The 25,037-nt window shown below is 41.3% G+C and carries 23 protein-coding genes and 1 pseudogene; 8 read left to right on the top strand and 16 right to left on the bottom strand.

The annotated features are described in order from the left end of the window. Positions 1–203: 203 nt before the first annotated feature. From PBT90_RS20120 to PBT90_RS20105, 4 genes are all read right to left on the bottom strand, one after another. Positions 204–452 carry a hypothetical protein gene (locus PBT90_RS20120; RefSeq protein WP_270130912.1) on the bottom strand — a complete coding sequence of 83 codons (249 nt, stop codon included), beginning with the start codon at positions 450–452 and terminating at the stop codon, positions 204–206. A gap of 121 nt (positions 453–573) precedes the next feature. After that, a complete protein-coding gene (locus PBT90_RS20115; RefSeq protein ID WP_270130910.1) occupies positions 574–777 on the bottom strand; it encodes a hypothetical protein in 204 nt (67 codons plus the stop codon). Then, a complete protein-coding gene (locus tag PBT90_RS20110) occupies positions 765–1,211 on the bottom strand; it encodes a DUF5675 family protein (protein ID WP_270130908.1) in 447 nt (148 codons plus the stop codon). The genes PBT90_RS20115 and PBT90_RS20110 overlap by 13 nt, the downstream gene beginning before the upstream one ends. Positions 1,212–1,214: 3 nt before the next feature. Further along, positions 1,215–1,961, bottom strand: coding sequence for a hypothetical protein (locus PBT90_RS20105; protein ID WP_270130906.1), 747 nt, complete (start codon positions 1,959–1,961; stop codon positions 1,215–1,217). Between the two features lie 104 nt (positions 1,962–2,065). On the opposite strand from PBT90_RS20105, the gene PBT90_RS20100 reads away from it, so the two are divergent. Further along, a complete protein-coding gene (locus tag PBT90_RS20100) occupies positions 2,066–2,227 on the top strand; it encodes a hypothetical protein (RefSeq protein WP_270130904.1) in 162 nt (53 codons plus the stop codon). A 482-nt stretch (positions 2,228–2,709) separates the two neighbouring features. Next, a complete protein-coding gene (locus PBT90_RS20095; protein WP_270130902.1) occupies positions 2,710–5,292 on the top strand; it encodes a lantibiotic dehydratase in 2,583 nt (860 codons plus the stop codon). A 379-nt stretch (positions 5,293–5,671) separates the two neighbouring features. On the opposite strand, the gene PBT90_RS20090 is transcribed toward PBT90_RS20095, so the two are convergent. From PBT90_RS20090 to PBT90_RS20080, 3 genes are all read right to left on the bottom strand, one after another. Then, on the bottom strand, positions 5,672–6,397 hold the full coding sequence (locus tag PBT90_RS20090; RefSeq protein WP_270130900.1) for a LytR/AlgR family response regulator transcription factor: 726 nt from the start codon (positions 6,395–6,397) through the stop codon (positions 5,672–5,674). Then, the gene (locus PBT90_RS20085) at positions 6,366–7,478 is read right to left on the bottom strand and encodes a sensor histidine kinase (protein ID WP_270130898.1); all 1,113 of its coding nucleotides are present in this window, start codon (positions 7,476–7,478) and stop codon (positions 6,366–6,368) included. Before PBT90_RS20085 ends, PBT90_RS20090 begins: the two co-directional genes overlap by 32 nt. Positions 7,479–7,808: 330 nt before the next feature. Continuing rightward, positions 7,809–8,012, bottom strand: a complete 204-nt coding sequence (locus PBT90_RS20080; protein ID WP_270130896.1) for a hypothetical protein — start codon at positions 8,010–8,012, stop codon at positions 7,809–7,811. A 528-nt stretch (positions 8,013–8,540) separates the two neighbouring features. On the opposite strand from PBT90_RS20080, the gene PBT90_RS20075 reads away from it, so the two are divergent. Continuing rightward, the gene (locus PBT90_RS20075) at positions 8,541–8,954 is read left to right on the top strand and encodes a MauE/DoxX family redox-associated membrane protein (RefSeq protein WP_270130894.1); all 414 of its coding nucleotides are present in this window, start codon (positions 8,541–8,543) and stop codon (positions 8,952–8,954) included. Positions 8,955–9,672: 718 nt separating this feature from the next. Continuing rightward, complete coding sequence (locus PBT90_RS20070) at positions 9,673–9,933, top strand: DUF6520 family protein (protein ID WP_270130892.1); 261 nt, start codon at positions 9,673–9,675, stop codon at positions 9,931–9,933. 50 nt (positions 9,934–9,983) lie between these two features. Here PBT90_RS20070 and PBT90_RS20065 read toward each other — a convergent pair whose 3' ends face one another. The 4 genes from PBT90_RS20065 to PBT90_RS20050 all read right to left on the bottom strand — a co-directional run bounded on the left by PBT90_RS20065 (position 9,984) and on the right by PBT90_RS20050 (position 16,952). Beyond that, positions 9,984–11,306, bottom strand: coding sequence for a RagB/SusD family nutrient uptake outer membrane protein (locus PBT90_RS20065; RefSeq protein ID WP_270130877.1), 1,323 nt, complete (start codon positions 11,304–11,306; stop codon positions 9,984–9,986). A 94-nt stretch (positions 11,307–11,400) separates the two neighbouring features. Next, the gene (locus tag PBT90_RS20060; protein ID WP_270130874.1) at positions 11,401–14,595 is read right to left on the bottom strand and encodes a SusC/RagA family TonB-linked outer membrane protein; all 3,195 of its coding nucleotides are present in this window, start codon (positions 14,593–14,595) and stop codon (positions 11,401–11,403) included. A 2-nt stretch (positions 14,596–14,597) separates the two neighbouring features. Further along, entirely contained in the window at positions 14,598–16,295 is a 1,698-nt protein-coding gene (locus PBT90_RS20055) for a TlpA family protein disulfide reductase (RefSeq protein ID WP_270130872.1), read from the bottom strand. Positions 16,296–16,760: 465 nt separating this feature from the next. Next, entirely contained in the window at positions 16,761–16,952 is a 192-nt protein-coding gene (locus tag PBT90_RS20050) for a hypothetical protein (protein WP_270130870.1), read from the bottom strand. A gap of 385 nt (positions 16,953–17,337) precedes the next feature. Between PBT90_RS20050 and PBT90_RS20045 the strand changes: the two genes are divergently transcribed. Continuing rightward, positions 17,338–17,940, top strand: a complete 603-nt coding sequence (locus PBT90_RS20045; RefSeq protein WP_270130868.1) for a helix-turn-helix domain-containing protein — start codon at positions 17,338–17,340, stop codon at positions 17,938–17,940. Positions 17,941–18,081: 141 nt separating this feature from the next. Here the strand turns inward: PBT90_RS20045 and PBT90_RS20040 are convergent, their stop codons facing one another. From PBT90_RS20040 to tcmP, 3 genes are read right to left on the bottom strand one after another with little or no spacing between them, the layout of a single operon-like run. Continuing rightward, positions 18,082–19,968 carry an ATP-binding protein gene (locus PBT90_RS20040; RefSeq protein ID WP_270130866.1) on the bottom strand — a complete coding sequence of 629 codons (1,887 nt, stop codon included), beginning with the start codon at positions 19,966–19,968 and terminating at the stop codon, positions 18,082–18,084. A gap of 16 nt (positions 19,969–19,984) precedes the next feature. Beyond that, a complete protein-coding gene (locus PBT90_RS20035) occupies positions 19,985–20,713 on the bottom strand; it encodes a DUF5131 family protein (protein WP_270130864.1) in 729 nt (242 codons plus the stop codon). 6 nt (positions 20,714–20,719) lie between these two features. After that, on the bottom strand, positions 20,720–21,841 hold the full coding sequence (gene tcmP / locus PBT90_RS20030) for a three-Cys-motif partner protein TcmP (protein WP_270130862.1): 1,122 nt from the start codon (positions 21,839–21,841) through the stop codon (positions 20,720–20,722). 324 nt (positions 21,842–22,165) lie between these two features. Between tcmP and PBT90_RS20025 the strand changes: the two genes are divergently transcribed. The 3 genes from PBT90_RS20025 (at position 22,166) to PBT90_RS20015 (ending at position 23,956) form a co-directional block, all read left to right on the top strand. Next, positions 22,166–22,498 carry a hypothetical protein gene (locus PBT90_RS20025; RefSeq protein ID WP_270130860.1) on the top strand — a complete coding sequence of 111 codons (333 nt, stop codon included), beginning with the start codon at positions 22,166–22,168 and terminating at the stop codon, positions 22,496–22,498. A 724-nt stretch (positions 22,499–23,222) separates the two neighbouring features. Then, a complete protein-coding gene (locus PBT90_RS20020) occupies positions 23,223–23,387 on the top strand; it encodes a thermonuclease family protein (protein ID WP_270130858.1) in 165 nt (54 codons plus the stop codon). A 140-nt stretch (positions 23,388–23,527) separates the two neighbouring features. After that, complete coding sequence (locus PBT90_RS20015) at positions 23,528–23,956, top strand: hypothetical protein (protein WP_270133206.1); 429 nt, start codon at positions 23,528–23,530, stop codon at positions 23,954–23,956. On the opposite strand, the pseudogene PBT90_RS20010 reads toward PBT90_RS20015, so the two are convergent. Both PBT90_RS20010 and PBT90_RS20005 read right to left on the bottom strand, forming a co-directional pair. Then, a pseudogene (locus tag PBT90_RS20010) lies at positions 23,942–24,109 on the bottom strand (IS1595 family transposase); the annotation flags it as partial. The gene PBT90_RS20015 and the pseudogene PBT90_RS20010 sit on opposite strands and share 15 nt — an antisense overlap. A 138-nt stretch (positions 24,110–24,247) precedes the next feature. Beyond that, positions 24,248–25,030 (bottom strand): hypothetical protein, encoded by a 783-nt coding sequence (locus tag PBT90_RS20005; RefSeq protein WP_270130856.1) that lies wholly within the window; start codon positions 25,028–25,030, stop codon positions 24,248–24,250. Positions 25,031–25,037: the final 7 nt, after the last annotated feature.

Here is a 25,037-nt window from a genome sequence, read left to right as displayed (position 1 = left end):
GCAATACGGCCATTTAATTCTTCCCGAGCGCTGGCCCTGGATTGTGATTCGAAGAGGTAGACGTGTCGCCAGCAAGAATAACGGTAATTCGCATTGAAAACCCTACCAAACAGATTTGCCATCAAAAAAACCTTCGGGGAGGTTCCGCTCTTGTCTGCGGCAGATCGGAACTACACCCCAAAGGTTAATAAAGGTTCAATGAATTACTCCACCGAGGCCATCAGCTTCTCTTCCAGCCCCTCATCCACGGTGAGCTGGGAGATGCTGACCAGCACTGTGCCGGCAGTAATCGCATAGCCTGCATATTCCAGCAGGAGTTCAGGCACCATTCCCGGTGCTGTAAGCACGGCCGTTCCTACGGCAGCTATAAGTAAACCTGCCTTTTTAAGCATTTGGAAAAAAGGAGGTGTGGGCGCAGAGGCCCGGGATGTTATTTCATCTATGATATTCATTTTTGAAATGTTAAATGTTAAGTGTTAAATGTTAAGTGTTATGGAAACCTATACTTAGACTTGGCTCAGTACAAGAGTCGGGGTCGACGGTCCACGGTCCACGATTGACAGATCACTGATTCTAAACCAGCGGGCTACGGGTGCGCTGTAGCATGGTCTTCATCAGCGTCTGTTCGGCTTCCAGTCGAATAAAGAGTTCCTTCAATATGGAAAGCTCTTTGTTCAGCTGTCTGAAATCCTGAATAAGGAGGTTCAGGAAGTAGGCGATGACAGTAAGGAGGAGTGCGATGACTCCCCCTACTGCCTGAAACATCAGTCCATCCATTCGATCTGATGGAAGGTAAGGTTTAGGGCATTTTCTGGATAGCTCCTTATCTCCAGTGTAGCCTTTTCACCTTGTTGAAGTGCCTGACCTACCAGGTCGAGGAGGTTTTGCCAAGCTTTTGGGCTAGGCGTTCCCCTCCCTTCTCCTGTAATTTCAGACACCGGGACTATGTTCCGCTCCATTGTTATGGTACTTATTTCTACTTCTATGGGTATTCCTGACCTGATTCCGTTTGGGCATCTGAACATTCTGATCCTCTGCGATTGATTGTCCGGGATGAGTTCGAGTTCATAGATACCTTCAGCAATACAGGAGATCAAGGGTTTGAAGTAGGCTGCAGGAGGTTCTATGCATTTGCATAGCATACTGGCATCCTGTAGCAAAACACCATTTGTACCTCCGGGATAGTATTCCCGGTTCAATACCAGATCCATGATTTAGCTGATCGCAAGAATAACAGCAGGATTCTGGGATACGTCGTTCAGGTCATACTGATTGCCGTTGACTTGAGTGAGGAATTCCAAGGTCAGGGCAAAGAAGTACTTCTCTCCAGCTACGCCAGGCTTTGGTAGAGACAAGGTCAGCTCCGGTGAAGAGAGATTATTGATCAGCATCGGCTCTACAGTACTTATTTCCGTATTAAAGGTATTTGCCTCGAAGTCAACAGCTGCCCTAATCAATGAAAACCTATAATGCGTAGAGCCCTGGGAATATACAAGGTATTTCATAGGAACTAACTCCGGGATTGTGACTGTCACAGAAGCAGGGTCATCTAGAATTTCAGGTTGCTTTTTCAGTACATTGCTGAAGACCGCCTTTTCAGAAAACTCGAAGTCAAGCAAGAGTGTCATATCTCCCAATTCGAATTTACGTGCGCCTCTGGCTGATACAGGATCAGACTTAACCACTTTCATTGCTATGGAGTAAAGTCTGTTATGCAGTTTGCCTCCATTTGATTTCAGCTCTATTTCCCGAAATGCATTTTTAAGAAATTTAGCTGCGGTGGCTGCCTTAGAGAACTCCTGCATGTTTTCCCTGGTCCGTTGGAATTTGGGATCGGTAAGGATGCGTTTTTTGGTAACTCCTCCTTTGCGCCTTGCGATGAAGTTACCATCGCGGTTTTTGTAAAACGAAAGGTCACCGATGGTGCCTTCCAATTTGATATATCCAGCTTGTTTTGCCATGTTTTGATTAGTTTATGTGTGAAACATGGGGGAAATCTGGAGCTATCTAGCTGGATATCAAAACGAAAGTGGAATATGTGGATTCTATGGATTCTTAGGAAAATATGGAATATCTGGAAACTATGGACAATGTGGAAAATGTGGGTAAAACCCCAAGTATCATGCGGGTATGTACGGGGTATCATGCGGGTATCATGCGGGGAGCTAGGGAGAAGTCGCGGTTTTCACTCGCAGTTTTCAGTCGCAGTAGGGCAGCGTTGAAGTGAGAAATAGGAAGAAGACGGAAGAAAAGTCCGATGATTGATGACGGGTGACCGTCGGATGGTGTTGTGACCCCCGCCCCCTAAAGGGGAGACGGGTGTTTGGTAGGTGATCAATATAAAATGAGAGAATTAAGAATTTAAAATTGGGGGGAGGTTGGACGGGACTCGATTGAAAGATTCGAAGATTGATAAATTGGAAAATTGATACTCCGGCTTTGTCAGTACAGATGTCGGATGCCGGATTTCCGATGTCGGTTGGTTGTTGGCTGATGGTGATAATCCGGATTGAAAATCCTACGAAATCGGTTCGGGATTACAAATCCCAAAAAGCCGGAACCTACAGTAGAATATCAGAATTACAAATTCCGATCAGCAAAGAGCTAAAGTTGACCCTAAAAATCTGGTTGTCTGCCACAGATTTGCTACTGTATTCAACAAAACTTTTAAAAACCTGAAGAAAGTAGATAGAATGGCTGTAAAAAAGAATGCAGCATTTTTTGTTCAGAGCACCACTTCTTACGATAGATCCGAGAGATGAAACAGAAATAATTTCAAACTGGGAAAGCATTTTAAGCATATTATCGGTATCCTCCCCCAGTCTTCTTCAAGCCTTAGGAAGTACACCATATGTGCAACTACATCCAAGACTTAAGAAGAAAGTGTACAAGTACCTGCTAAGAGGAAGGTATAGGTGCACTCCTTTCGGAATGCTGGCGGGGGTGGGAATAGGCAGAATCAATAACTCGCAACAATTCGATATAGACTTAAGTCGGGTCATCCCTCTCTCCAATTCTAAAAATGTCAGTTTTACTGAAAGAAAGCACTTTTTTCTGGCAGAGGTCATCTATGAAAAATGGGACAGATTACATTTTCTCACCTTCCAGGAAAATGCCAAAAGGTGGGGGCTAGTAAATTTGCCAAAAAACCGACTGTTCGAGCAAATTATCAAAAAGGTTGGTTCTCGGAAAATCACGGATTTTGAGAAGTTCAGCGCTGGATTCAATAATCCAGAATCATCTTATGAAAAGGCAATATGGGAGAAAATGGTAAAGCTGGGAATTCTATATCCAGCAGATCAAAGGAAGCTTCAGACTACTATCCCGAACTTAAGGAAGGACATGGCTATCCTAGAGGAAATTACTATCCCGCAAAATACATTGGAGGAAATCAGGGATTTTAAAGAAACTGCCGGAGCGCTGTTCACCTCCACAAGAAGTGCCTACTTAAACTTATTTTCTGATTGGTTTGAGGACAAATTTGATGACAGATTTGTACCTCTGCAGGTACTATTAACCTATGATGAATTTGTCAATTCGGTTTTTCTTGACAATCTCGCCTATTCAAATAAAGAGCAGAAGACGGGCGTTTTCCCGCTTGGAATAATTCCAAAACAAACAATAGATCTTAAAAGAAATTTCCCCTCCAAGCGACTGGATTCAGCAATTTACGATTTACAGGTAGTCATTAAACTAAGAAGAGATGCCAGCATAATGGTGGATAATTTAGTATGTAACCGACCTTTTGTTTATTTCGGAAGGTTCAATAAACATGAGCGGATACTAGCAGAGCAGAAAAAAATCAAGGATACAATTTATCGGGATAGGGAGGTAATCTATGCAGAATTGAAGCTGTATGAAACTGAGAATGTAGCATCGATATGTTCATCAGTTCCGATATTCAAAACAATCATTAGTCCCTTTCCCGAGACAGAACATGAATCTTTAACTCTTGACGACATAGAACTAGGGAATATGGCAGGTGAGTTTATGCTGGTGCACAAAAAGACAAGGAAAAAAGTCATTCCAGTGATCACCCACCCGCTGAACGGAGAGGAAATAAGTCACCCGATCCTTCGCTTGTTATGGGAAATTTCCCACCAGGATTCGTTTATGTTTTCGCCTTACTTTCTGAGGAAAAACATGGAGGTAAGCTACCTTCCACAGCTAAACTGGGGTAATATCATACTTCAAAGCAGGAGATGGCTGATCCATTCAGATTCCTTTCTAAACATGAAAAACCTGAACCAATGGCTAAGAGATAATTCAGTTCCCAATCCCTTGGTAATGGGATATCTGGACCGGGAATTGGTACTGCACTGGGACAAACTTACAGATTTGGAGATTCTTTGGGAGGAGCTCAAAAAATGGAAAAAGCTGGTTTTAAGTGACCCTGTCTGGCTCAGTGATTCTATGTTCCAGTCCACAAGTGCAAGAGCGATATACCCACAGCTGGTAGTACATCAAAGCATTACAAAAAAGGAGGTTCCCCTTCCTGATTTTATCAATTCCCTATCCTCAATAGCTGACAACAGCCTATATATTTTAATACGAATATCTGAAAATTCCTTATTTACATTTCTAGAATTCTTCTTCTGCGGGCAAATGTTGAATTTGCTTAAAAAAGAAAATGTAGAGTGGTACTACGTAGTCTATCCCGGTAGAGGGCATTTACAGCTGAGGGTGAGGTTTCTCAGACTGCTTGCAGTCCAAAAATCAAAGATAAACAAGATGATTTTACTGAAACATGGGTATTCAGACTTCCTATATGAAGTACGTCCCTACTATCCAGAATACAAGAAATATGGAACTGATGATTACATGAAATCAGAACAGCTTTTTCACTTGGAATCCTCTTTAATGTTGTTACCAACTATTGAAAACCCAACAGGCTTGATTCAGAATAACAGAAATCTAAAGCTGGGCTTAATGAGCCAATTGTGGATGAGGGTATTTCTAGAAACCGGAGTAGAGCATTTGTTTTTCACTATTCTAAAGCATAGGGTTAAATCCTTGTCAAGAAATGAATTAAAGGAATTAAGGAGTTACAATGAGGAACTTAAAAATGAAGAAAAGGATCACTCTAATTACCTGAACTGGCAAAACTCGTATTATGCTACGGTAGAAAAACATTCCTTTTTATTTCTGGATGATCTAACGGTAAAACGGTTTTTGTTAAACCATATCCATATGCAGGTCAACCGTTTTTTTCCAGTGGACCGAAAGAAGATGGAGGACCTCATCCATTATAGGCTTTATACTCTACTTGGCAAGCAGCTATATAGCCCTTAACAGATGGCGGATATCAGTTGGCAGTTATCGGTTGGCAGGTGTCACGGTTTTCGGTTGTTGTAATACGGATTAAAAATCCTATGGATTGGGTTCTATATTGCAAGTGTCGCACAGCTGAGTGAGAAAGAGCAGTCTGAAGAATGCAATACTTTGTGTCTAAGTCATGAGACTCAGACCAGATAAGGCAGGTTATTTGTAGCCACTTTTTTAATATCGGTCATGCCTACGGCATTGTTTAGAAATGCTCTCCATGTATTTTCATGTCGTGGAAACTTTGTAACATCGGTTGGTAGTTGGCAGTCTGAGGAATGCATTAGTATAAGCATAAGATAGTACTTTGCGCTAGATGGGCTGGCAGGAATCCTCTTACAAAATACGGCTAGGACCTTCTTGACCTCAGGAACTCCATAAAATCCTTACGATATTCATTTCCTATTGGGATTTGCTTACCTGATCTCATGTAGCAATAAGCCTGATCCATCGCCTTTATTTTGTAATAATTTATAGCGAACGAACGGTGGACACGCACTATAAAAGGTCTGTTGATGTGGGCTAGCGTATTCTTTAGGGAGCTTCTTAAAACAATTTCATCTCCAGAATCCAAAGTTAATTTGGTATCGATATTGTTTTGCTCCAAATAATCCACTTCATGTGTAAACAGCATGAAACTTTTGGAATATTTCAGCAGTTTCAGCATTACAAAATCTTCAAGAGGAGGAATTGTTCTATCACGTAACCTGGAAATGAATACACGGGCATTATCCAATGCATAGGCAACCTCGTGAAGTTTTGTTGGTTTACGGAGAAAATAAACTGTATTGACTCCATAGCCATCTATAGCGAGTTGGTCGTGTACCGAGTAGAGAATAACAGGGATATCCAGATTTTGGATGTCTTTGGTCAGCTGTAAACCAGTCATTTCCGGCATGTTAATATCCGTGATAAGGATATCAATTTTTCTACCCAATGACTCCTTAAGAGCGAAGTAGGGATCATCAGTAGAAAAGGCAGTATTATAGCCGGCTATTCCCGCTACAAAACTTGCCAGTAAATTCCTCGGCTTTTCTTCGTCGTCAAGCAGACCAATTTGTAAAATTTCCTTCATAGTCTATGTATAAGAAAACGCTAAAATCTGTGTGGGTTTCTGATATGAACAGTTGGTAATGATCGATAAAATGGTGGGCAAGAATCCGGTTGACTGCCTTTATCCCAAACTGTGAGGATTGCTTTGGGGCGCTGATATCTTTGGCATTATCTATTGCAAAGCTGAACCGCTGGCAACCATTTTCCAGCATGACAAGACGCATATTCAATATGCAGGGGGTATTGGGATCGAAACAACGTCCATGTTTGAATGCGTTTTCAACAAAGCTCATCAGGGCACCTTTGGGGATAACCAGTCTGGAACATTGCACTAAGTCCAATTGATGAGTCAAGTTAAAGCTGAGCTTGCCTGGAAACCTACTTTTTTGGCAAGAAATAAGGTACTCCATAGCCTGAACTTCCTCATTCAAAAAATTGGGGAAGCGGGGGTCTTTATAACAATAGGACAACAGGGCGGAAAAGTTATTAAAATCTTCATATAAGTCACGGGAAAGCGGGTAAATGGAAGCCGCAAATCCACTGAAAAGATTGATTACCATGTGGGGATTTAGCTGTATGGAAGTATGGTCGATGCGAATACGGTCATAATCCAACTGGAGCCTGTTCTTTTCACTGCTAGTTTTAATGGCAACTACCATTCCCCATAATGCAACAATGTAAATTTGAAATTGGAAGATTCTCATCCCTTCTTTGACTATGAACCCTTTTGTGACTATAGCCTCAGAAAGCGGTGTGCCTAAAATGAATAATTTCAGGAATAGATATGCTATAAAAAAGAATATAAGCAAGACCGTTAGTTTCTTCCATTTTTTTAAATAGAGCACGTTTGGAAGGAAGACGAAAAAAACAAACTGCTGAAAGAATCCTCCTGTAAAATAGTGTAATGCTATGATTTTCACAGAAGCAAAATCAACGTTTGAATAAATTCTGGTGAGGATATCTACTCCCAGATAGATTGTCCAAAGTAACCAAACCACCCCTATTGAATACTTATTTACTATAAAAATCAGGCTGTCTACATTGAATTCTCCCTTGTTTACAACACTTTCTTTGTTAAGGAATTGACGAATAATAGATTTCATACTCACTAAACATATACAATCATGATAAAAGAAACTGAATACAAGCAATGTTTAAGCGCATTGGAGCAGAGTAGGACCAAGCTCTTATATAGCCATGAATCTAGTAGTGGAAAGATAGTAACCACGAGTTTTACCAGTGAATGTCCCACTACTATAACAAGTATTAGTAACTGACCGGTCTTAGAAGCATCCTGGATATTTGGAAAAGAAAGTGATGCTACTAAGTTGACTTATGAATACCCATCTAAGCTGAACAAAAGCTATATACCGGATCGTCATTCCGGCGGAGAAAACCTCCAAATCAGGATCTGCCTAGTAAGCAGATCCTTTTTAGTGTTTTCTGAAAATTATATCTGTCAACTCATTGACGTGGATACCATGAAAATCTGCGAATTCCTGAAAAGTAATCAGGCTATGCTTTCCCTTTCCCACACTTTTTCTTATCCGGTTTAACACATTATAAGCATAGGACTTACTCCGCCCTGTGAAAATCATTATATCCTGAGCATAGATTACAATTCTATTGATCAGCATATATGTCTATTTGAACAAAAAAGGCAATAGAATCCATGGTCACATTGCCCAAAAGCCGATACAGCAAAAAGCACCGGAAAAGTCATCGATGAATAGAAATGTAGTTTTCTTTTTTAGAAAATCAAACTAATTGATCATTTTTCTTCAATACTAACCAATAAAAAAGGGGAAATAGGCGAATAACAGAAGAAGAAACTGTGGACTTCGAGCCTGGGCAAGAGGGAAAATATTAGGATAAATCCGAAATAATAGTACCCAATAAAAAATCTCTTGATGAGTGAAATCAAATCGTTTACTACAAGAATTCTACTGTCTGCAACATTCTCTTGGAGAACAAGGTGTTTTATAGAGAAATTTAGAAGAAAGGGGCTGTAATTAGTATGGTATCCTTGAAGTCAATCTTGGTCCCGATTTGGGATAGATGCCACATCCCAACGCTTTTCGTTGTCGCGAAGCTTTCCGAATCACTTAATTCCCGGATCGTAAAGCTTTCGGGATTTATACATTGGGGCAGTTAATAATATGAAAATGGAAAAAATTAGCTCAACACTCCTTATCCTCCTCTGGACCTACACGGGATTTGATAAACTGATCAGATGGGATTCCAGTAGAAAAGCATTTCTAAACCAACCGATGCCAAATGAGCTGGAAGAGGTTTTGGCATTTGTTATTCCGGGAATAGAGTTGCTGATCGCCCTGCTCCTGCTCTTTTCAGTGACGCGGTGGTGGGGCTACTTGGGAAGTATTCTACTTCTCACAGTATTTACCACTTATGTGGGACTGATCTGGGTGGGAGCTTTTCCAAGAGTACCCTGCAATTGTGCTGGGATCTTGGAGAGTTTGGGGTGGGCGGAGCATTTTGTTTTGAATGTGGTGTGTATAGGGGTGGCTGTTGTTGGTATTCGATTCAAAGATTTGAAAATTGAAAAATTGGAAAACTAGAAGATTGTTGTCGGGTGCCTGCCTGTCTACCGAAGGTGTGCCGCCAGCAAGATGGAAATGGAATGATGTGGGATGCCGGATTTTGGGTGTGGGTAAGTTCGAATGATGAATACCAAATGTTGAATGATGAAGTTGGGAGCAGTCAGGAGACTGCATTGCTATGGGTACAAGTCAGTAGACTTGCGCCAAAAGGGGCCAAAAGAGATCCACGACAACTGTCGGGTGTAGGAATAAAGAGAAAATAGCCATGGAAGGAAAAAAAAAGGGCGGTCGCTGTAAAACCGCCCAAACAGCCTTTAATTATCATTGGAGTTAGGCTGCAAAAAAATAATACATTAAAGACGGGTAAATCCCACCTTCTGCAATCAATGGAGTGAAAGCAACTATTTCCTTATTACAATTTAACTAACAATTAGGTTATATACAAGCAACTGAAACACAAACCCTACAGGGTTTAGTAAATCCAAAAGGTTAAAAAGGGGCAGCTGCTGAGACCACCCCACAGTCTCAAATCATGCATGTAGACTGCAAAAAATAACAACAGGAATTTATCCCTCGAAAAGACCGGAGCTCGAGGCTGGTCTAAGCTGATGAATTCCCGAAAAGGGAGATGCCGAAAACCCTGGACAGAGTAGGTACTTTAACCCCGTTCTTCCCTTTTGGAAGAACTCCTAAACGGTTTGTCTCTTTTTGATCGGTTAAAAAAGAGTCCATTACGATGAATACTCTAATTAAAAGATTACCAGTATTTGCGTTTGTGCTGGCGGTATTCGCAGCGTTTGCGTTTGCTCCCAAGGAGTCAGCAACGGAGCAATGGGGACAAGACGGTGGCGTTTGGTACAATGTAACAAACATGACACCTGATGTTGATTACGTCTGTGATAATGAGATTGAAAGCCATTGTCTGTATGACTCTTCAGGACCGGAAAGAAATCCTATAACCCCTGGAGAAGACAAGGTTTTCATCAAATTGCCATAGAAACAGAGCCTTGGGAATACTTACCGGGAGCAATGTTTGCTCCCGGTTTCCTAGTTAGCCTCCAGTTCAAGTTCATATTCTGGCAGGTTCAATGTGAATTTTTCCATCTCTTCCAGTTTATATTCTTCATTTCTGATTACTCTGGTGATCGGAAATTCCAGTTCGCTTTGAGCTGCAAGGCGCTTCATATCTCCCCAGCGGGTACATCTGAAAACAAGCTCTTTTCTCCTTTCTTCCAGCACTACCTCTAATAAATTACCTCCCGCTTCGCCTTTCCATTTATCCACATCCTTATACCTATTGGTGGCCAGAAGGGTCAAAAGCCCAAGACCTTCTTCTTCCATTTCTGTCCTTATGGCAGCTTCCGCTACATTCAGGTAGATTTCTGAAAGTGTTATCCCAGTAAACAAACTAGAAACCCCGGTGTATGAACCCCGAAATAGAGGCCGTCCACTTGGGCTGTCCCTAAAGAACAGCTCTTTTCTCCGATCATTTTCTGAATAAAGCCCAACTAATTCGGGATCAATAAACGTCATGGCACTGGCCGTGACGAAATAGCTACTCGTAAAACCGTAATAAACTGTTTCCTTATTGAAGAGTGGAAAAGGATAAGGAGAACCTGCTGAGAAGTCGGCGTAGTTTAACAATGAACTATTGTCACCTATCACTTCCTTTCCCGCTTTATAAGCCATCTCAAAATCGCCCATGTAAAGATACACACGGGAAAGCAAGCCTTTAGACGCCAATCTATCCGGTCTGTTTGGATATGCAGCCTTTTGACTTAACAGGAGCGATGCCTCTTCCAAATCCATAACAATCCTTTCCATTAGCTCTTTCGATCCTACCCAATCAGGCTCCGCATTGACATCAGGGTTAAAGTGAACAGGAATCTCAGTGCTTTCTACCTGAGAAGACTGAGGATGTGGCAAAAACAGTTGCGCTAAATAGAACAAAGACATAGACCGGACAAATAATGCCTCTCCTTTTAACTCCTGGACTTCCTGATCAACATTCCCAAGATCAGCTAGGGTCTTTAGCGCGACGTTTGCATAGAATATCTTCCGGTGCAAAAGATTATAATCCGTGGATCTCTCGTCTGGAGCAAATATCTCGTCCTGCCATAAGTAAGACCGTTGGACCCAGGGATTTAATCCCTCCCAGCTTTGGTCAACGGTCTGATAATCATCGGCAAGGATAAAACAAAGCAATGGGTTCTCATTTAAGATTTTATAGTTGTCCAAAATGTACCGGACATCGTCTACACTATTGGGCACCAAAATTGATTTTTCAGGTTTTTCATCCAGAAAACCGTTGCAGGACAGGGTCATACCTACGGCTATCCCAATTAAAATATTGCCTATCAGTTTGTTCATAATTGTAATTTTAAGAGTAAGAAAAAAGATTTGGGAGGTCTAGCTGATGGTTTTACCGCACAATATCCCAAACCACTTTCATCTATCCATTCATTTAAAAATCAAATTTGAAACCTGCAGAAAAAGACTTCAAGGGCTTCGCAGTTTGATAGTCAGGATCCAAGCCATCTGATGATGCTTTCCAGAGAACACCCAGATTCCCTGCATACAGATAGAGCTGGGCAGTCCTGAATGGAAGCTTCGGAAAATCTATCCTGGTCCATGTGTAGGATATCCGCACGTCATTCAGCCTAATGTGATCCCCCTTTTCTACCAAGGCGGCCGAATTGGAATAGAAATTATTCCTAGGACTGTCAGCTGCGGCCGGCAATGAGGGAACATCGGTCCGGGCTTCATCCCCGGGATTCTGCCAGCGCTTACCGTAGTCACCATGCCCGATTTCCCCTCTCAACAAGGAGTAATAATCAATGGATCTCCGCTTATAGTAATAACCGAACCTATAGGAAATATTTACCGAAAGATTGAAACCCTTGAAAGAAAGGTCATTCCTGAATGCCCCGAAAGATGTAGGGCGAGAAGACCCGTGATATTGAAGATTATCAATGGTAGCCTCTCTGGTAATCTGCAGGTAGTTATCGCTGGATTCCCCATTCAAATATCCAAGAGGATTACCATTCTGGGAATCCAGTCCTGCCCAATGATAGGAATAGATACCATATAAAGGTCTGCCTACTATCGGGAACGGGCTGGTGGAATAAGGGGAAGAGAGCAGGTTGTTTACGGTAGGTTTTTTCTCAAAGTCCAATACCTCCTCTTTTACACCGCTATAAATTATTGTAGTGGTCCATTTGAAATTCTTCCTGTCCAATAAACGTAAATGCCCAGAGAGGTCTATTCCCCTGATCCTGGTCTCGGCAAAATTTCCGGTAAAATTACTCAGTCCAACAGATGCAGGAAGGGAATATTCCCCGATCAGATCCTCCGAATGTTTGCTGTAAAATTCAACTGTGGCAGATAAAAAGCCATTCTGAGTCTCCATATCCAACCCCAGGTTAGTAGTCAGCACTTTTTCCCATTTCAGACCCGGATTAGGCGGATTAGTGACCGCCGCTCCCCTTAGGTCGGGAATTACATCAAATTGTCCGAAGGAAACATACTGGGCGGTCACGTAAGAGGAAAGTCTCTTGTTTACGTTGCCACTGGAACCATAGGTAGCCCGGAGTTTTAAAAAGGGCATCCGGGGACTCTTCGCGAAATTTTCCTCAGAAATGATCCAGCCGCCGCCTACAGACCAAAGAGGAACGCCACGCATATTGGCATCCACGCCGAAGATATTTGCCTGGTCTTTTCTTATACTTCCTGACAAAAAATACCTGTGTGCATAATCGTAGCCAATATTGGAATAATAGGATATAAAACGGTCCACATTTCCGCCATGGGATATTCCCGATAAAATGTTTCCCTGCAATCCTGGATTATAGTACAAAGGATATCGGCCTACGAAATCTACCGGCAAGCTACTGCCCATATCGTCCTGATACCCATAATATCTGTTGGACCAATCTAATCCCTGTAGGTCTCTGATTTCCATACCGGCTATGCCATTGAGAAAGTGTTTTTCTTTCCAGCTGTCAGTGTAGGTAACTAATGGTCTGAAGGTATGGGAATAGGCTTCAGCCTGGGAAGTAGTGAGGATATCTCCAATAGGGACGGGATAGCTAAGTGATCCGTCCTCAGCTACCTGGGTATATCGGTTGATCATATCACGGGTGGAAAAAACACCCAGGGGATCTCTGTTTCTGGCAGTGCGGGTATTGGTCCAGTACTGATAAAACAGACCGATTTTCAGGGATTTTGTCAATGCAAACTCAAGGGATGGGCTGACCCTGAAATCATAGGCTTTGGTAACATAATCCTGCATGCCGATCTCCTCCAATGGAACATACGACCAGTCCAATAGGCCGCTGTCCTGGACCGATGCAATATACCGGGAGCTATAAGAACTGCCAATGGACAGCGGGTTCCCGTCCTGATCTATCAACCTGTCATAGGCATATCCTAAAGGCAGCGTAGTGGTGGTCTTGGAATTCAGGTTGGCCAGGTTAAACGTCAAGCCTGCCTCCATCCTGTCCCCCAAAAGTTTCCAGTGGTTTCCCGAGGCGAGGGTCCAGCGGTTTCCTCCGTTTCCAGTTACATCAGACTTCATTCGGTCGTATCCAAGAGAAAGATGGTATCCTGAGTGACTGCCCCCTCCTCTCAGCGATATGGAGTATTGCTGATTGATCCCGTTCTGAAGGTAGTGATCCTGTAAATCCTTTCGAAGATCCGAGCGTCTATACCCTGCCATTTCTGCTTCAGCTATCTGCGGACTGATCTTTCCGTCACGAAGAGCAATCATGGTCTCAACGGCGGGAGACAACTTTGTTCTGTTGGCACTGTTTTCCTGGCTGCTGTAGTAGTTTGCGGCGAATAGCCGCTCTTCTATCCCAATGAAATCCGGGATGGACATCTGCGGTGTGTAAAAAAGATCCCGATGCTCGGTCAGGGTCAGGTTGGAGTTGAAGCTGACCTGTAACGGTCTTTCCTGTTGCCCTTTTATGGTAGTAATGACGATGACCCCGTTTCCCGCTCTGGCACCCCAGATGGATGCTGCGGCTGCATCTTTCAGGACTGAAATTGACGCTACGTCATTTGGATTGATATTCTCTATGGGACCATCATAAGGGAAATTGTCCACAATGATCAGGGGCGAAGTATTGGAGAAAAGCGTACTGCGTCCCCTGATGGAAATGGGATCACCTTCCGCCTGTGGTCCTCTGTTGAATTGGAGACCGGGCGTGACATCCTCCAAACGGTCCAGAATATCAGTGCTTACTTTCCTCTGCACCAACTGGCTGTCGAGAAAAACAAAGGAACCCGTAGCACGTTCTTTGGGGAGGGTCTGGTAGCCAGTGGAGACTATCTCGACAGTGCCCAATTCCAGCTCGGAGGGGATCATGACAATTTCTAATGGAATTGCCAATGGGATGGAAATTTCCTTTCGAACGGTTTCCATACCTATGTATGAAATCATCAGTGTATACTGCCCATCTGGGACAGTGAGGCTAAAACTCCCTTCGGCATCTGTAATCGTGCGGTAATCTGTGGCCATAAGGCTAACCATGGCACCTGGCAACGGTAAGTCGACTGCTTCCAGTACCCTTCCGGACAGCGCTGTGTGTTGCTGCATACTATGGGCGTAGCCTGCCCGTAGCAGTAGAAAATAGATAAGTAATGAAATTTTTTTCATGGTCAAAATGTCTGGGTGGATGGTAATAAGGGGGGCCGTGTCCGGATACTGTCCAGCACATCGATCAATTCCGATTTATCCGGCCTGTGGATGGTCTGGACCCTGATGCGGGAACCGGCATCTACAATCATTTTCTGCGGGAAAGAATGGATGCGGTAGTATGCTGCCATTCCGGAGTCCGGTGTCGCTTTCAGATTCAGCATCAGAGGAGAACTGTAGTTACCGCTTTCCAGACTTTTGATCCAGGTAGTAGTATTCCGGTCAACATTGATGGATACCAGCATAACATCCTGAGAGGAAGCATATTTTTCTGCGAGGTCTTTGATCACTGAGCGGAAATCAGCCATACAGAATTTACATCCTGTAATCCAAAAATGGATCAGCAGTGTCTTCCCCCTAAAAGCCGTAAGGTCTATGGGCTGCCCGTCTATCCCTTTAAGTCCATCTGAAATCAGAGGGCTCTCATGAAGGGTATCCAATGCCTCTATTCTATCCCGTAACCAGGGAATCCTGATCTGATCAAGACCTAGGTTTACAAGAGCCGGAAGCTCCTCTCCTAGCATATTGAAGCGTTCCAAAAGATAAAGAGTCAGTACCTCTTCCTTTCTGGGGGAAGGACTTTTCTCCCAGATTTCACGGTAGGATTTCCCGGAAAGTGTTGCCATCAATCCTATCCATCTGTTTTCACCCTGGATAAGTAATGGGTGGGAGCCCTGAACCTGCTCCGTCTTCAGTGATTCCTGCCATTTCGCCAAGAAATCCATCTTAGCGGAATCATCCATAAATGCTTCTTTTGCCAGTTCTGCCCATGTCAGTCCCTGATTCAGTACTTCCCCTACTATTCTTGCTTTCAGACCCTGATACTGCTCCTCGGTCAACCTGTCCCTGTAATCCTGTAGGATTCTCCAGGGAGCAAGCCTCTCTACATCGTTTATTACAAAATCGCCGAATAATTCCCAACTAGCCTGGTCACTTGTCAGTATCCTGGCCCTCGCATAGATATCGTCAGGACGGTGTTGGGCTTTTTGGTAAAGAACATTGGAAAGGGAATCTGAGAACAGTATTTCACCGGATCCGGTAACCATGACAGGGTCGCGGTTGAATGCCATTTCAGAAAATGCCTCCGATATCAGGTACTGTGCACGGTAAAAATCCGCGTCCGGACCACCAAACAAAACGGTGGATCTTATCCTGTCAAATTTTATCCTTACCCTGTCTGCACTGGTGAAACTCCATTGATCTGCCATAGTGGAAATTCCCCGACCGAGGGAAAAGTAGCCGGACGGAATACCAGAGGGTAATTCGACCTCATACACTTTGCTGTAGCTACTACCTTCAAACATATTGCCCCATATTCCCGGCAAAGGCATAGATATTCCGGGTGTAACTGCCTTACGGTCTTTTAGCAGGTGCTCCCAGAAGGTTACCCAAAGCGTATCCGGGGGATCTGGCGACTGTATTTCTATGTAGAGTATTCCCTCCCTCCTTAGTGAATCAGCAGAATGGTACACGCCGGGTTCGGGCGTCAGAGTATCGGGACGGGCATCCCCGCCCCGATGGACCTCCTCCACACCAGAGGAGACTTCGGAAACGGACCTATGAAGAAAATCCGCCCCGGGTGGATCAGCAACTTGTGCTGTGAGTGTGCTTGTGGGTACGCATAGGTATCCCAGTAAGCAGATGAGTATTAATTTTTTCATGCTTTGAGTGTGTTTAAGCTGGATGTCCGGAGACCGAAGACGGAAGTGGTTGATAGTCCATAGTCCATAGTCGATAGTCCATAGCCCATAGTCGATAGCCCATAGTCGATAGTCGACGGACGACAGTCCACGGCCGTGAGTGGAACAGGATTAGCAGTGGCAGTCGCAGGAGACAGTCGTCAATGTTACCCTCATTGCGATCCCGAGAATCGGGAGAAGCAATCTCACTTAGAGTCAGAAAGGTCAAAGCTGAAAGCTGAAAGGAGCTCCGCAAACGCTTGGCTCTAGCTTCTTGGCTCTTGGCTCTAAACCATACATACCTCTCCAACCGAGCAACCAGCAATAAATGAATACTAAGAAATCTGTCAGCTCTACCAGCTATTCTAAGCTTGCTGACGTGAGTGTGTAGTAACCGATCTGCTCAGGGATGTGCACCTCCCCTTTCACGGTCTTAAAAAGAAATCCTCAAATAGGATTCTTGGGCTTCAGGGGATACAGGCGATCTACTGCGATGATGCCATGCTCCTCTGGAAGGATATAATAGGTAAGAAAACATGCTGACCCGCTTACCAACTGAACATACGCTCCCACCCCGTGGATCCTACAGGTTACTGTCCGCAACAGAAAAGGAAGTAAATCAATCATGCTCGTCTTCATTAGAAATGAAAAATGGTAAAACGAGTCTTCTGAGGTTAAAAAGGAGTTATGGCGGAGCTCCTTACAACCAAGCTGCTAGCTTCTGACGGCATACGGATTGGAATTACGATAAGGAACCCACAGCCATAACTATACAAATATAGCTAGCCATGGGTTATTCCCTACCGTCTCGTCCGAGGTAAACGTCAGAATTTGCAGCCGAGACTCTTTGAATAACCTTAATTAAGATTCAAATTAGAACAAGCTCTATTGAACTAACTTGATTTCAAATACTCAATACATTTCGAAGTGATGGTTGAATTTAACAAATCGTCATTACAATTCAAAACTTTTTATTCCTGTTTTAATAGGTTTTTAAAACAAGTAATCAATTTTTCCTTAGAGGATGGCAAAAAAACACATCCCACGAGCAAGTACCTCTAATCCTGATGACTTCGAAAGATTAAAAATGGAATTAGCAACATTTTTTACAGAAGCAAGAAAACGCCTCGGCTATAAAACTAAAGATGAGTTTGCTGACGCCAAAAACTACACAAGGTCACAATATTCGAAATATGAAAGTGGAACAGCTAACCCTACTGTTGAAACCATTTTCAACCTTCTCATCGAATTTGGACTAAAACCTGAAGACCTTTTTAAGTTACCTGGAAAACTAAACTCAATTACAGAAGTAACTCAAATTCACATCCCAAATGCGAAATTAGAACAACTTAGAGAACAAGTAAAAATTTCCTTTGGGTTAGAAGTAGTTACAAAACTTACCAATCAAAGCGCAACTAGAATCCTCAGAACTTTAGTCTACTGCATCAAACCAAAATCAAAAGCTGATATATTATCGAACTTGGGATTAAAAAATACCACAAACAATTTCCAAAGAGCTATTGGACCTGCACTAGAATTTAAGTGGCTGGAAATGACAAATCCAGAAAGCCCAAATAGTCCAAACCAGAGGTATGTGATAACTGAGGAAGGGAAGAGGGTAGTTTGACAACCACAAACTACCTAAAGAATATGGATTGTGTCGCCTTGTACAAATTTGGATGATACTTTAGAGATGGAATCCCCCCTACCTTGAAATAATTCAAGAGAGGGGCAATCCCCCCCTCTTAAATTTGTAGAATCAACCTATTTATTGAGTTTTTAGATCTTTTTTTCCCTCTTGAAAACTACATTCTAGTATTTCATCTATCTTCTCAAAAACATGACGAAAATTTTCTAAAGTTGTATTGGAAATAGAAACCTCACCTTTGAATATGGCAATAGAAAAGGCATCTTTTGAAAGAGCATGATTTTCATTTCCCTTATCAAATACATCGGAATCTATGATTTCTTTTTTTCCAGCTCTTTTTTGCGAACCCTGTCCTAAAACCAAATCTTTTTCGAAATGGCGGGTTGTCTTATCATTAAACTCATCTCCTATATAAAGTCTTTTGCCAGAAATTTCTATTTTAATCTCTTCTTCTGTAAACAAAAACTCCATTGAAATTCCTTCAGGAGAAATTTTAAAGGAATTAATTCCATATTCTGGCTTATTCTTAATTCCGATATTAGTATCAGAATCAAAAACACCTATTAACAATTTGTTTCTTCTCCCAATATCTGCTGTTCTATGAGACAACTCTGTACTAAGATATTTTAAAAGGTTAGACTCACCCATATCAGCAAAATCTGTTGTACCACAAATCTTGTCTTTAACGTCTTCATGAGTTCCATATTTAAAAAATAATTCTTCTTTAATATTTAGGAACTCATCTTTCTTATGAAAGAATTTAAGAACTCCAACCAAATATCGCCAGTCCGTTTTACCTTCTGTAATAATTAGAACATCCTTTTCAAATTCAATATTTTTCTCAAGATCTTTAATTCTTTGCTCTTGATTTTCTATTTCTTCGTAGAAAACCCTATTTACTTTTTTTAATTCAGAATACTCATTTCTATTTACCTCCATTATTCTTGGAATAAAATGCTGCTTCTTAAAAACTTCATAATAAGAACAGCAGTCTGGAGATAATGATATTGTAGCTGGTGAATGAGTAGATAAAACCACTGGAATTCCTTTACTTAAATAATATTTTCCCAATACTAAAAAAAGGCTTTCTGTAAGGGATGGATTCAATAAAGCATCTACCTCATCTAAAAGAATAATTTTCTTCTTTTCAAATTCTATTCCTTTGATTGAATTAAAACATAGTGAAATTATTGTCTTTTCACCATCCGATAAATCTTTTAAAGCTCTTTTTTCTGTTTCAATTAAATTACCATCAATATCTATTAAATATAAAGATGGCACTTCTGGAAGTTCTGCATGCTCAACTTCATAATTACTTCTAAATCGATATTCAATTTTAAGTAATTTAAATAATTCGTTTAGCTCTGTCCATGGAGCTTTACCTAGAATAGTTGGATCAAAGGCATTTCCATCAACTTTGCCCGCATTTTGTTGCCCCTGAGCAATGAGCATAGCATAATTATAAAACAGAGAACCAACAAAATCAGTAAATTGATCATTACTTCTCCACTCAAACCCGTGTTTTCTTAAAGCCTTCTTAAATTCCTGTTCGGTAAAGTTTGGTTTATATTCACCATATTCCTTTTCCAAAATAGAAATTGCCCGATTACATGAATTTGAATAATTTACATTCCTAATTGGATCCAAATTTCCATTCTTATATTGATTGTAAGCATTATCTACAGATTGTCCTGTATTATATATGGAATACTTAGAGACTTCAGGTATTAAAATATTATTCTTAAAGGATAGATGTTCTATGTTTGAAGTGAGAATCTCCTCTCCGTTCAATTTCATTGTCCGATCTATTTGAATAAATTGTCCATCTGACATTCCAGCTATATCTTGAATATCTCTTTGGGAACTTCCATTTATTATGTCTAGAAGTTGAGATTTACCAGCACCATTTATACCTGACAAAATTATTAAATCACCATTTAATAAAGTTGTAAACCCTGTTTCAAACGATTTATATTTGGAATTTAATTTAATTTTTAATTCACTCATTTTATAAAAAATTGATCTAGATATATTCTACTAATTCCTTTTCTGGCATCTCATCATAAGTCTGACCATTAAGCTCTCTTCCAGCTTTCTTTTTGTTCTTACCTCCCCATTGTTTGAAGAAGAATGCCACTTTTGACTTCTCGCATTGTTCCTGAATATCCAGTACCCAGTCAGGACTCATAGGTCTGGCTTTATGTCCGCTCTCTCCTCCTACGATCACCCAGTCTATCCCATCAAGGTTGAGGTTTGGCAGTGGCCCTATTAGTGGCTCTAGGGATAGGAATTTGACCCTGGCACCTGTAGTTCTTAAAAAGTCTATTCGCTCTATGACCCGTTCATCTTCTACCGATACTCCCATCCAGATATTGTGGGACCAGGTGAGTTGGTCATGGATCTCAGCCAACCGATCCCCACGCTTGGTAAGTACTTGAAAGACATGTTGCGGATTCTCATTCATCACCTTAAACACACGCTGGATAAATTCTAGCGGCACGTCTGTGTGAAAAAGGTCAGACATGGAGTTGACAAAGACTACTTTTGATTTTTTCCATGTATAGGGAATGGCGAGCGTCTCTTCATGAATTCGGACTTTCTTAAAGCCTTCATTGTATTTTTCCACACCCATAGCTTTCAGCCTTTTGGTCATCACCTCGGCATAGCAGAACTTGCAGCCCGCAGAGATCTTTGTACAGCCAGTCACCGGGTTCCAGGTGAGTTCAGTCCATTCAATTGAGGTTTGTGCCATATTGGGTTAGGTTAGTTTGATAGAAATTCGACCAGGTCTATCACAAAAATCGCGATAATTGATGTAATAGGAACCTTTTCTGACTTTTTGTCCGTCACTTGGTGTCACAATAATTTTGTTTTGAGCGGCTAATCCTTTTAAAACTTCTATTGCATGTGTGGGTCTAAATCCCTGATGAAGAGTCGCTTCATAGATTTGAGCATTGGTTTTACTTTCTTTTAAAAACTCTAAAAAATAGGCCTCTAATTTGTTGACTTTGATTGTAGGGCTGGATTCAAAAAGCGTTGGTAAATCGGGATTCTTATAAGTCCATCCTCTTCCTTCCTCTGCATCTATTTGCCATTTTGCTTCCAACATCTTATCAAAACCATAGATATGGTTTGTGAAAAAGAATAGGCAAAAGTATTGATTGATATCTCTGCTAATTATAAATGTATCGACAAAAAATTGATCCCCTAAGTAATTTCTGAATGCTGATTTAAGATTTTCGATAAATGAAATTCCTGTATGAGAATTTGGCCACTTATCTTTCGGTACCAAATCTTCTATAAATGCTTGAAGAGCTTCCGGGATTCCTTTTTTCTCAAAGCGAAACATAAATTGAGTAGGGAGAAACAGGAGTACTTCTGATTTTTTTGTTTCCAATATCGATTTGATCTGAGATGCTCTAACCTCTTTATATCCATAAGGATCAATAAATACAAACGCTTTGGATTTCTTTGATCTGTTCACTTGATCCACAAGTAGCGGGACTGTCTTTTGATAATCAACATTACGGAATCTAAGGTCTCCCAAGAATGGATAATGAAGCTTTTTGTCTGCTACGGCCTTCTTAACTTTTTCAGTCTTCCATTCCTGGATATCATTAAACACACAATCTATTTTAATAATTTTCTGACCCTCGGCCTGATTTCTGAAATACAGATTCTTAATTGCTTTTAGAAAAATTATAGGGCTGCCTTCACCACCGTTATCGTAGATACCTTCACCACAAAAAAGATCGTATAGATGCACCTTTTCTATTCCTGGTGCCCTGCTGAGAATATTCAAGTATTTTTGGATGTATAGATTAAGCAATCTGACTTTTACTTCAGAATGCTCAAACATTGTTGACTGTGATTCTTTCATTTTCCTTTCTATAGACCAACTTTATGGAAATAGTCTACTAACTATTTTGCTTAAAGTCGGATAGGGTGCTTTAAGATTTACCTAATGGAAATATCGGGAAAACTAAAACCAAAAAAATACCCTGTACAGGGTATTTTTTAGGGCAAAAGAGAGAAAAACTGAGGATTATAAGCCATTTTATAGGTTCATGACCACTTTAGTCCTTCCAAATCAGAAACTTTTAATTCCCTTTCTTCCTCTTTTAGAACCTTCACACCGGTACACTTAATTCAGTTCCGAATTTGTAATGCCCTATATTTTTCTAAAAAAGAAAGCCTATTTTTAATGGACTTTCCACCATTCATGCATTCTGAGTTTTTCATCATGAAAACCCTTATCATCCCCACCTACCTTGGTACCGAAATCCAGATTCCTGATGACTACCCCATCCCTCCAGTAGGAGTTGATTTTTGGATCAATTTCCATCGGTTTACTCCGCCCGATGATTGGGAAATGGTCCGACGAGTATTAGAAGACAACTCCCTGAGTGTATCGGTAGTAGATGGAGATAGGATCTACCTGCAGGAAGGATCGGTAGAACATGAAGTGGAGGACTACCGCGAAATATTCCATCGCTACTGGGAGAAAAATCCAGATACCCGACCACCAGTGTTTTGACACAAAATCTCTAGGGCAGTCGTCTGATGGCTGATGGAAGTTTGAGGTTGTAAAATCAGAAAATTTTGGGGGAGGTGGAAGAGCAGTCTGAAGACTGCATTGCCATACGGCACAAGTCAGCTGACCACTACCTTATTTCTTGTCACTTTTGAGCCTAAAAGTAAACCAAAAGGCTTGCTGAAAAAATGCTTCAACCCGCATTCCAGCCGCCTGCCCAGCTATTTCAGCTTCCCACCTCTCACTTACGAACAGCTGCGGTTTTACCATTGGAATTTTATTTCGCGGATGGCGGGTGGCGGTTGGGGTAACACAAATTAATATTCCTACGGTTTGTTGTTCGACATTGCAAATGTCGCGAAGCGGGGGAATTCGGGATTACAAATCCCGAACAGCTATGGGCCTATGACAGCTGTGGCGGTGGTAATGTGTGAAATCAAAAACCTTGGAGGTTTGATAAACCCCCTTCTGGGAGAAATGTGATTTCCCTTTTTTTATCCATATCCTAAAAGTAACAAAAATGGCAGATCGACCAATGTCGATAAAAGTTTTCTTCTTAAATTGATAGTGCAACCTTTTTAACTGTCATGAGGAAATTTCTTCTAGTCTTTGTATTCGTATTCTCACTCTTGCCCAAGAACGCCATGGCCTATACAAGATTCATAAGTTTGTAGATGGAGATACTTTTTGGGTGAAGATGGGTAGTGGGAAAAATGAGAAGATCCGAATGATCGGTGTAGACACTCCAGAGGTCAAATGGGAAGGGCTGACGGAAGAACAACCAGGTGGGAAAGAAGCTTCGGAATATGTGAAAAATCTGCTGAAGGGGAAGAAGGTCCTGCTTGAATATGACGTGCAAAAACGTGACCCCTATGGAAGGACGCTCGCATAAGTCTATCTGGAGGATAGTACTTTTCTAAATGCCCACCTCCTGGAAATGGGAATGGCAAGGATGGCAACGTATCCTCCGAATGTGAGGTATATGGAAGTGTTTAGGGAGGTGCAGGGAAGTAGGATCGAATAGTAAATCTCATGAATATAACCATTTTCCTAACAATCATCGGTCTTATAATTGCTTTTCTTAGCTACCGAAGAACCTTTTCTCCCCCACCAAAGCACGAAATTGATGATGACATTCCAGCATTTACCGCAAAATTTAAATTAATCCAAACAATACATTTGGAAACTCAACAATTACTTAAAGACTTCATTCAAAAACACGATTGCGGAAATGAAAAGATGATGGAGGGTTTTACGTATTACCAGTTTCTAGAAGGGATGGAAGAAGCCTTTCCTAATTCAAATTCGGATAAGGTATTGGAGAATACTTTACCAACCCTTACCAGCAAACCCATAGTCGATAAATCAGCTAGTGAAAGAGTTGGACACCCAATACAATGCGTTGAGTCCCGTATATCGACAGATGAAGGTTTTGATAGAAAGGTTGTTACAGGTCCTTGAAAAATCCTTCGGGAACTGGCTTCCATGGTGGCCGCATTTGCGGCAGGTGTAGCCTTCTGACCACTTCAGCTCGGCGAGGTATTTCTTGCAGCCCAGATCGCTTTGGAAGCGTCCAGCAAACTCTATGATGTTCTGTCCTTTAAAGATGTCCATTTATTCGGTTTTTGAGCAGAAAAATATATGAATTTAAGCGGATATCTCTAAAAGTGTATTCTGTTTACTTCCCTGAAGTTGTAAATCCCAAATTCAAAGTGAGCTTTAATATTCAACAAACAGTATCAGTTTTTCCAATTAATAATAATAATACTCAGTTCGTCTCACTTGCTGAAATCCAAAATATGGATCGAATTCCTCTTCAGAGGAAAGTTTTTTTGACTGATCATAAAAATAACGAAATGCATCTTTAAAATTCCCTTCAAGATTCCCCCTTTCACCTGATTTTTTTGCTGTTAATAGATTTGAAGAGGAATATTCATAAACCAAAAAGTCGATCTTGTAATCCTCTTGGCCTACAACAGATTTCCATTCACTAGTTATACGATTACTTTCATCATAAGTATACACTTGTAATTCTGCTCCATTTTCGATGGGGTATTCAATCATTACTAACCTATCCAACGAATCATACCTATAATTAGCCAATAATCTATGGGGTTGGGAAGCCGTTTCTATAAATAGTTCTTTTAAAAGCCCCTTTGAATCATACATATATTCCCTTGTTGACTGCCAAATTGCTTGATGATTCAAGAAATCAAAGAAATGAGAAAATTGAATTTTACCATTTTCAAAATAATTCACCCCTATCCCGGTTGTATCTTCATTTTGTTCTTTTATGATGTCAACTATAATATCGCCTACTACGGGGTAGATCCTTTCTCTCGTTGAAAAAATCATATCTGAATCTCCTCCATAGGTTAAAACTTTAAACAGTTCCCCTTCAGGTGAGCTTGTAGGTTTTTTAAGCAATTCCTGAAGCTCGATTTCCAGATCATTTGGAACGGACTCACCTTCTTCGGTGATATTGCAACCTAAGAAAATAATAACCAGAACTAAAAAAAAACTACTGTTTTTCATTGAATTA

Source organism: Algoriphagus sp. TR-M9, assembly GCF_027594545.1.
GTDB classification, from domain to species: domain Bacteria; phylum Bacteroidota; class Bacteroidia; order Cytophagales; family Cyclobacteriaceae; genus Algoriphagus; species Algoriphagus halophytocola.
This window is presented reverse-complemented; position numbering and strand designations above follow the sequence as displayed.

What these genes read in the sequence shown, in the direction of transcription:
- PBT90_RS20120 (WP_270130912.1), bottom strand. Translation starts at nt 452, where the DNA reads ATGAATATCATAGATGAAATAACATCCCGGGCCTCTGCGCCCACACCT.
- PBT90_RS20115 (WP_270130910.1), bottom strand. Translation starts at nt 777, where the DNA reads ATGGATGGACTGATGTTTCAGGCAGTAGGGGGAGTCATCGCACTCCTC.
- PBT90_RS20110 (WP_270130908.1), bottom strand. Translation starts at nt 1,211, where the DNA reads ATGGATCTGGTATTGAACCGGGAATACTATCCCGGAGGTACAAATGGT.
- PBT90_RS20105 (WP_270130906.1), bottom strand. Translation starts at nt 1,961, where the DNA reads ATGGCAAAACAAGCTGGATATATCAAATTGGAAGGCACCATCGGTGAC.
- PBT90_RS20100 (WP_270130904.1), top strand. Translation starts at nt 2,066, where the DNA reads ATGGAATATCTGGAAACTATGGACAATGTGGAAAATGTGGGTAAAACC.
- PBT90_RS20095 (WP_270130902.1), top strand. Translation starts at nt 2,710, where the DNA reads ATGCAGCATTTTTTGTTCAGAGCACCACTTCTTACGATAGATCCGAGA.
- PBT90_RS20090 (WP_270130900.1), bottom strand. Translation starts at nt 6,397, where the DNA reads ATGAAGGAAATTTTACAAATTGGTCTGCTTGACGACGAAGAAAAGCCG.
- PBT90_RS20085 (WP_270130898.1), bottom strand. Translation starts at nt 7,478, where the DNA reads ATGAAATCTATTATTCGTCAATTCCTTAACAAAGAAAGTGTTGTAAAC.
- PBT90_RS20080 (WP_270130896.1), bottom strand. Translation starts at nt 8,012, where the DNA reads ATGCTGATCAATAGAATTGTAATCTATGCTCAGGATATAATGATTTTC.
- PBT90_RS20075 (WP_270130894.1), top strand. Translation starts at nt 8,541, where the DNA reads ATGGAAAAAATTAGCTCAACACTCCTTATCCTCCTCTGGACCTACACG.
- PBT90_RS20070 (WP_270130892.1), top strand. Translation starts at nt 9,673, where the DNA reads ATGAATACTCTAATTAAAAGATTACCAGTATTTGCGTTTGTGCTGGCG.
- PBT90_RS20065 (WP_270130877.1), bottom strand. Translation starts at nt 11,306, where the DNA reads ATGAACAAACTGATAGGCAATATTTTAATTGGGATAGCCGTAGGTATG.
- PBT90_RS20060 (WP_270130874.1), bottom strand. Translation starts at nt 14,595, where the DNA reads ATGAAAAAAATTTCATTACTTATCTATTTTCTACTGCTACGGGCAGGC.
- PBT90_RS20055 (WP_270130872.1), bottom strand. Translation starts at nt 16,295, where the DNA reads ATGAAAAAATTAATACTCATCTGCTTACTGGGATACCTATGCGTACCC.
- PBT90_RS20050 (WP_270130870.1), bottom strand. Translation starts at nt 16,952, where the DNA reads ATGAAGACGAGCATGATTGATTTACTTCCTTTTCTGTTGCGGACAGTA.
- PBT90_RS20045 (WP_270130868.1), top strand. Translation starts at nt 17,338, where the DNA reads ATGGCAAAAAAACACATCCCACGAGCAAGTACCTCTAATCCTGATGAC.
- PBT90_RS20040 (WP_270130866.1), bottom strand. Translation starts at nt 19,968, where the DNA reads ATGAGTGAATTAAAAATTAAATTAAATTCCAAATATAAATCGTTTGAA.
- PBT90_RS20035 (WP_270130864.1), bottom strand. Translation starts at nt 20,713, where the DNA reads ATGGCACAAACCTCAATTGAATGGACTGAACTCACCTGGAACCCGGTG.
- tcmP (WP_270130862.1), bottom strand. Translation starts at nt 21,841, where the DNA reads ATGAAAGAATCACAGTCAACAATGTTTGAGCATTCTGAAGTAAAAGTC.
- PBT90_RS20025 (WP_270130860.1), top strand. Translation starts at nt 22,166, where the DNA reads ATGGACTTTCCACCATTCATGCATTCTGAGTTTTTCATCATGAAAACC.
- PBT90_RS20020 (WP_270130858.1), top strand. Translation starts at nt 23,223, where the DNA reads ATGATCGGTGTAGACACTCCAGAGGTCAAATGGGAAGGGCTGACGGAA.
- PBT90_RS20015 (WP_270133206.1), top strand. Translation starts at nt 23,528, where the DNA reads ATGAATATAACCATTTTCCTAACAATCATCGGTCTTATAATTGCTTTT.
- PBT90_RS20005 (WP_270130856.1), bottom strand. Translation starts at nt 25,030, where the DNA reads ATGAAAAACAGTAGTTTTTTTTTAGTTCTGGTTATTATTTTCTTAGGT.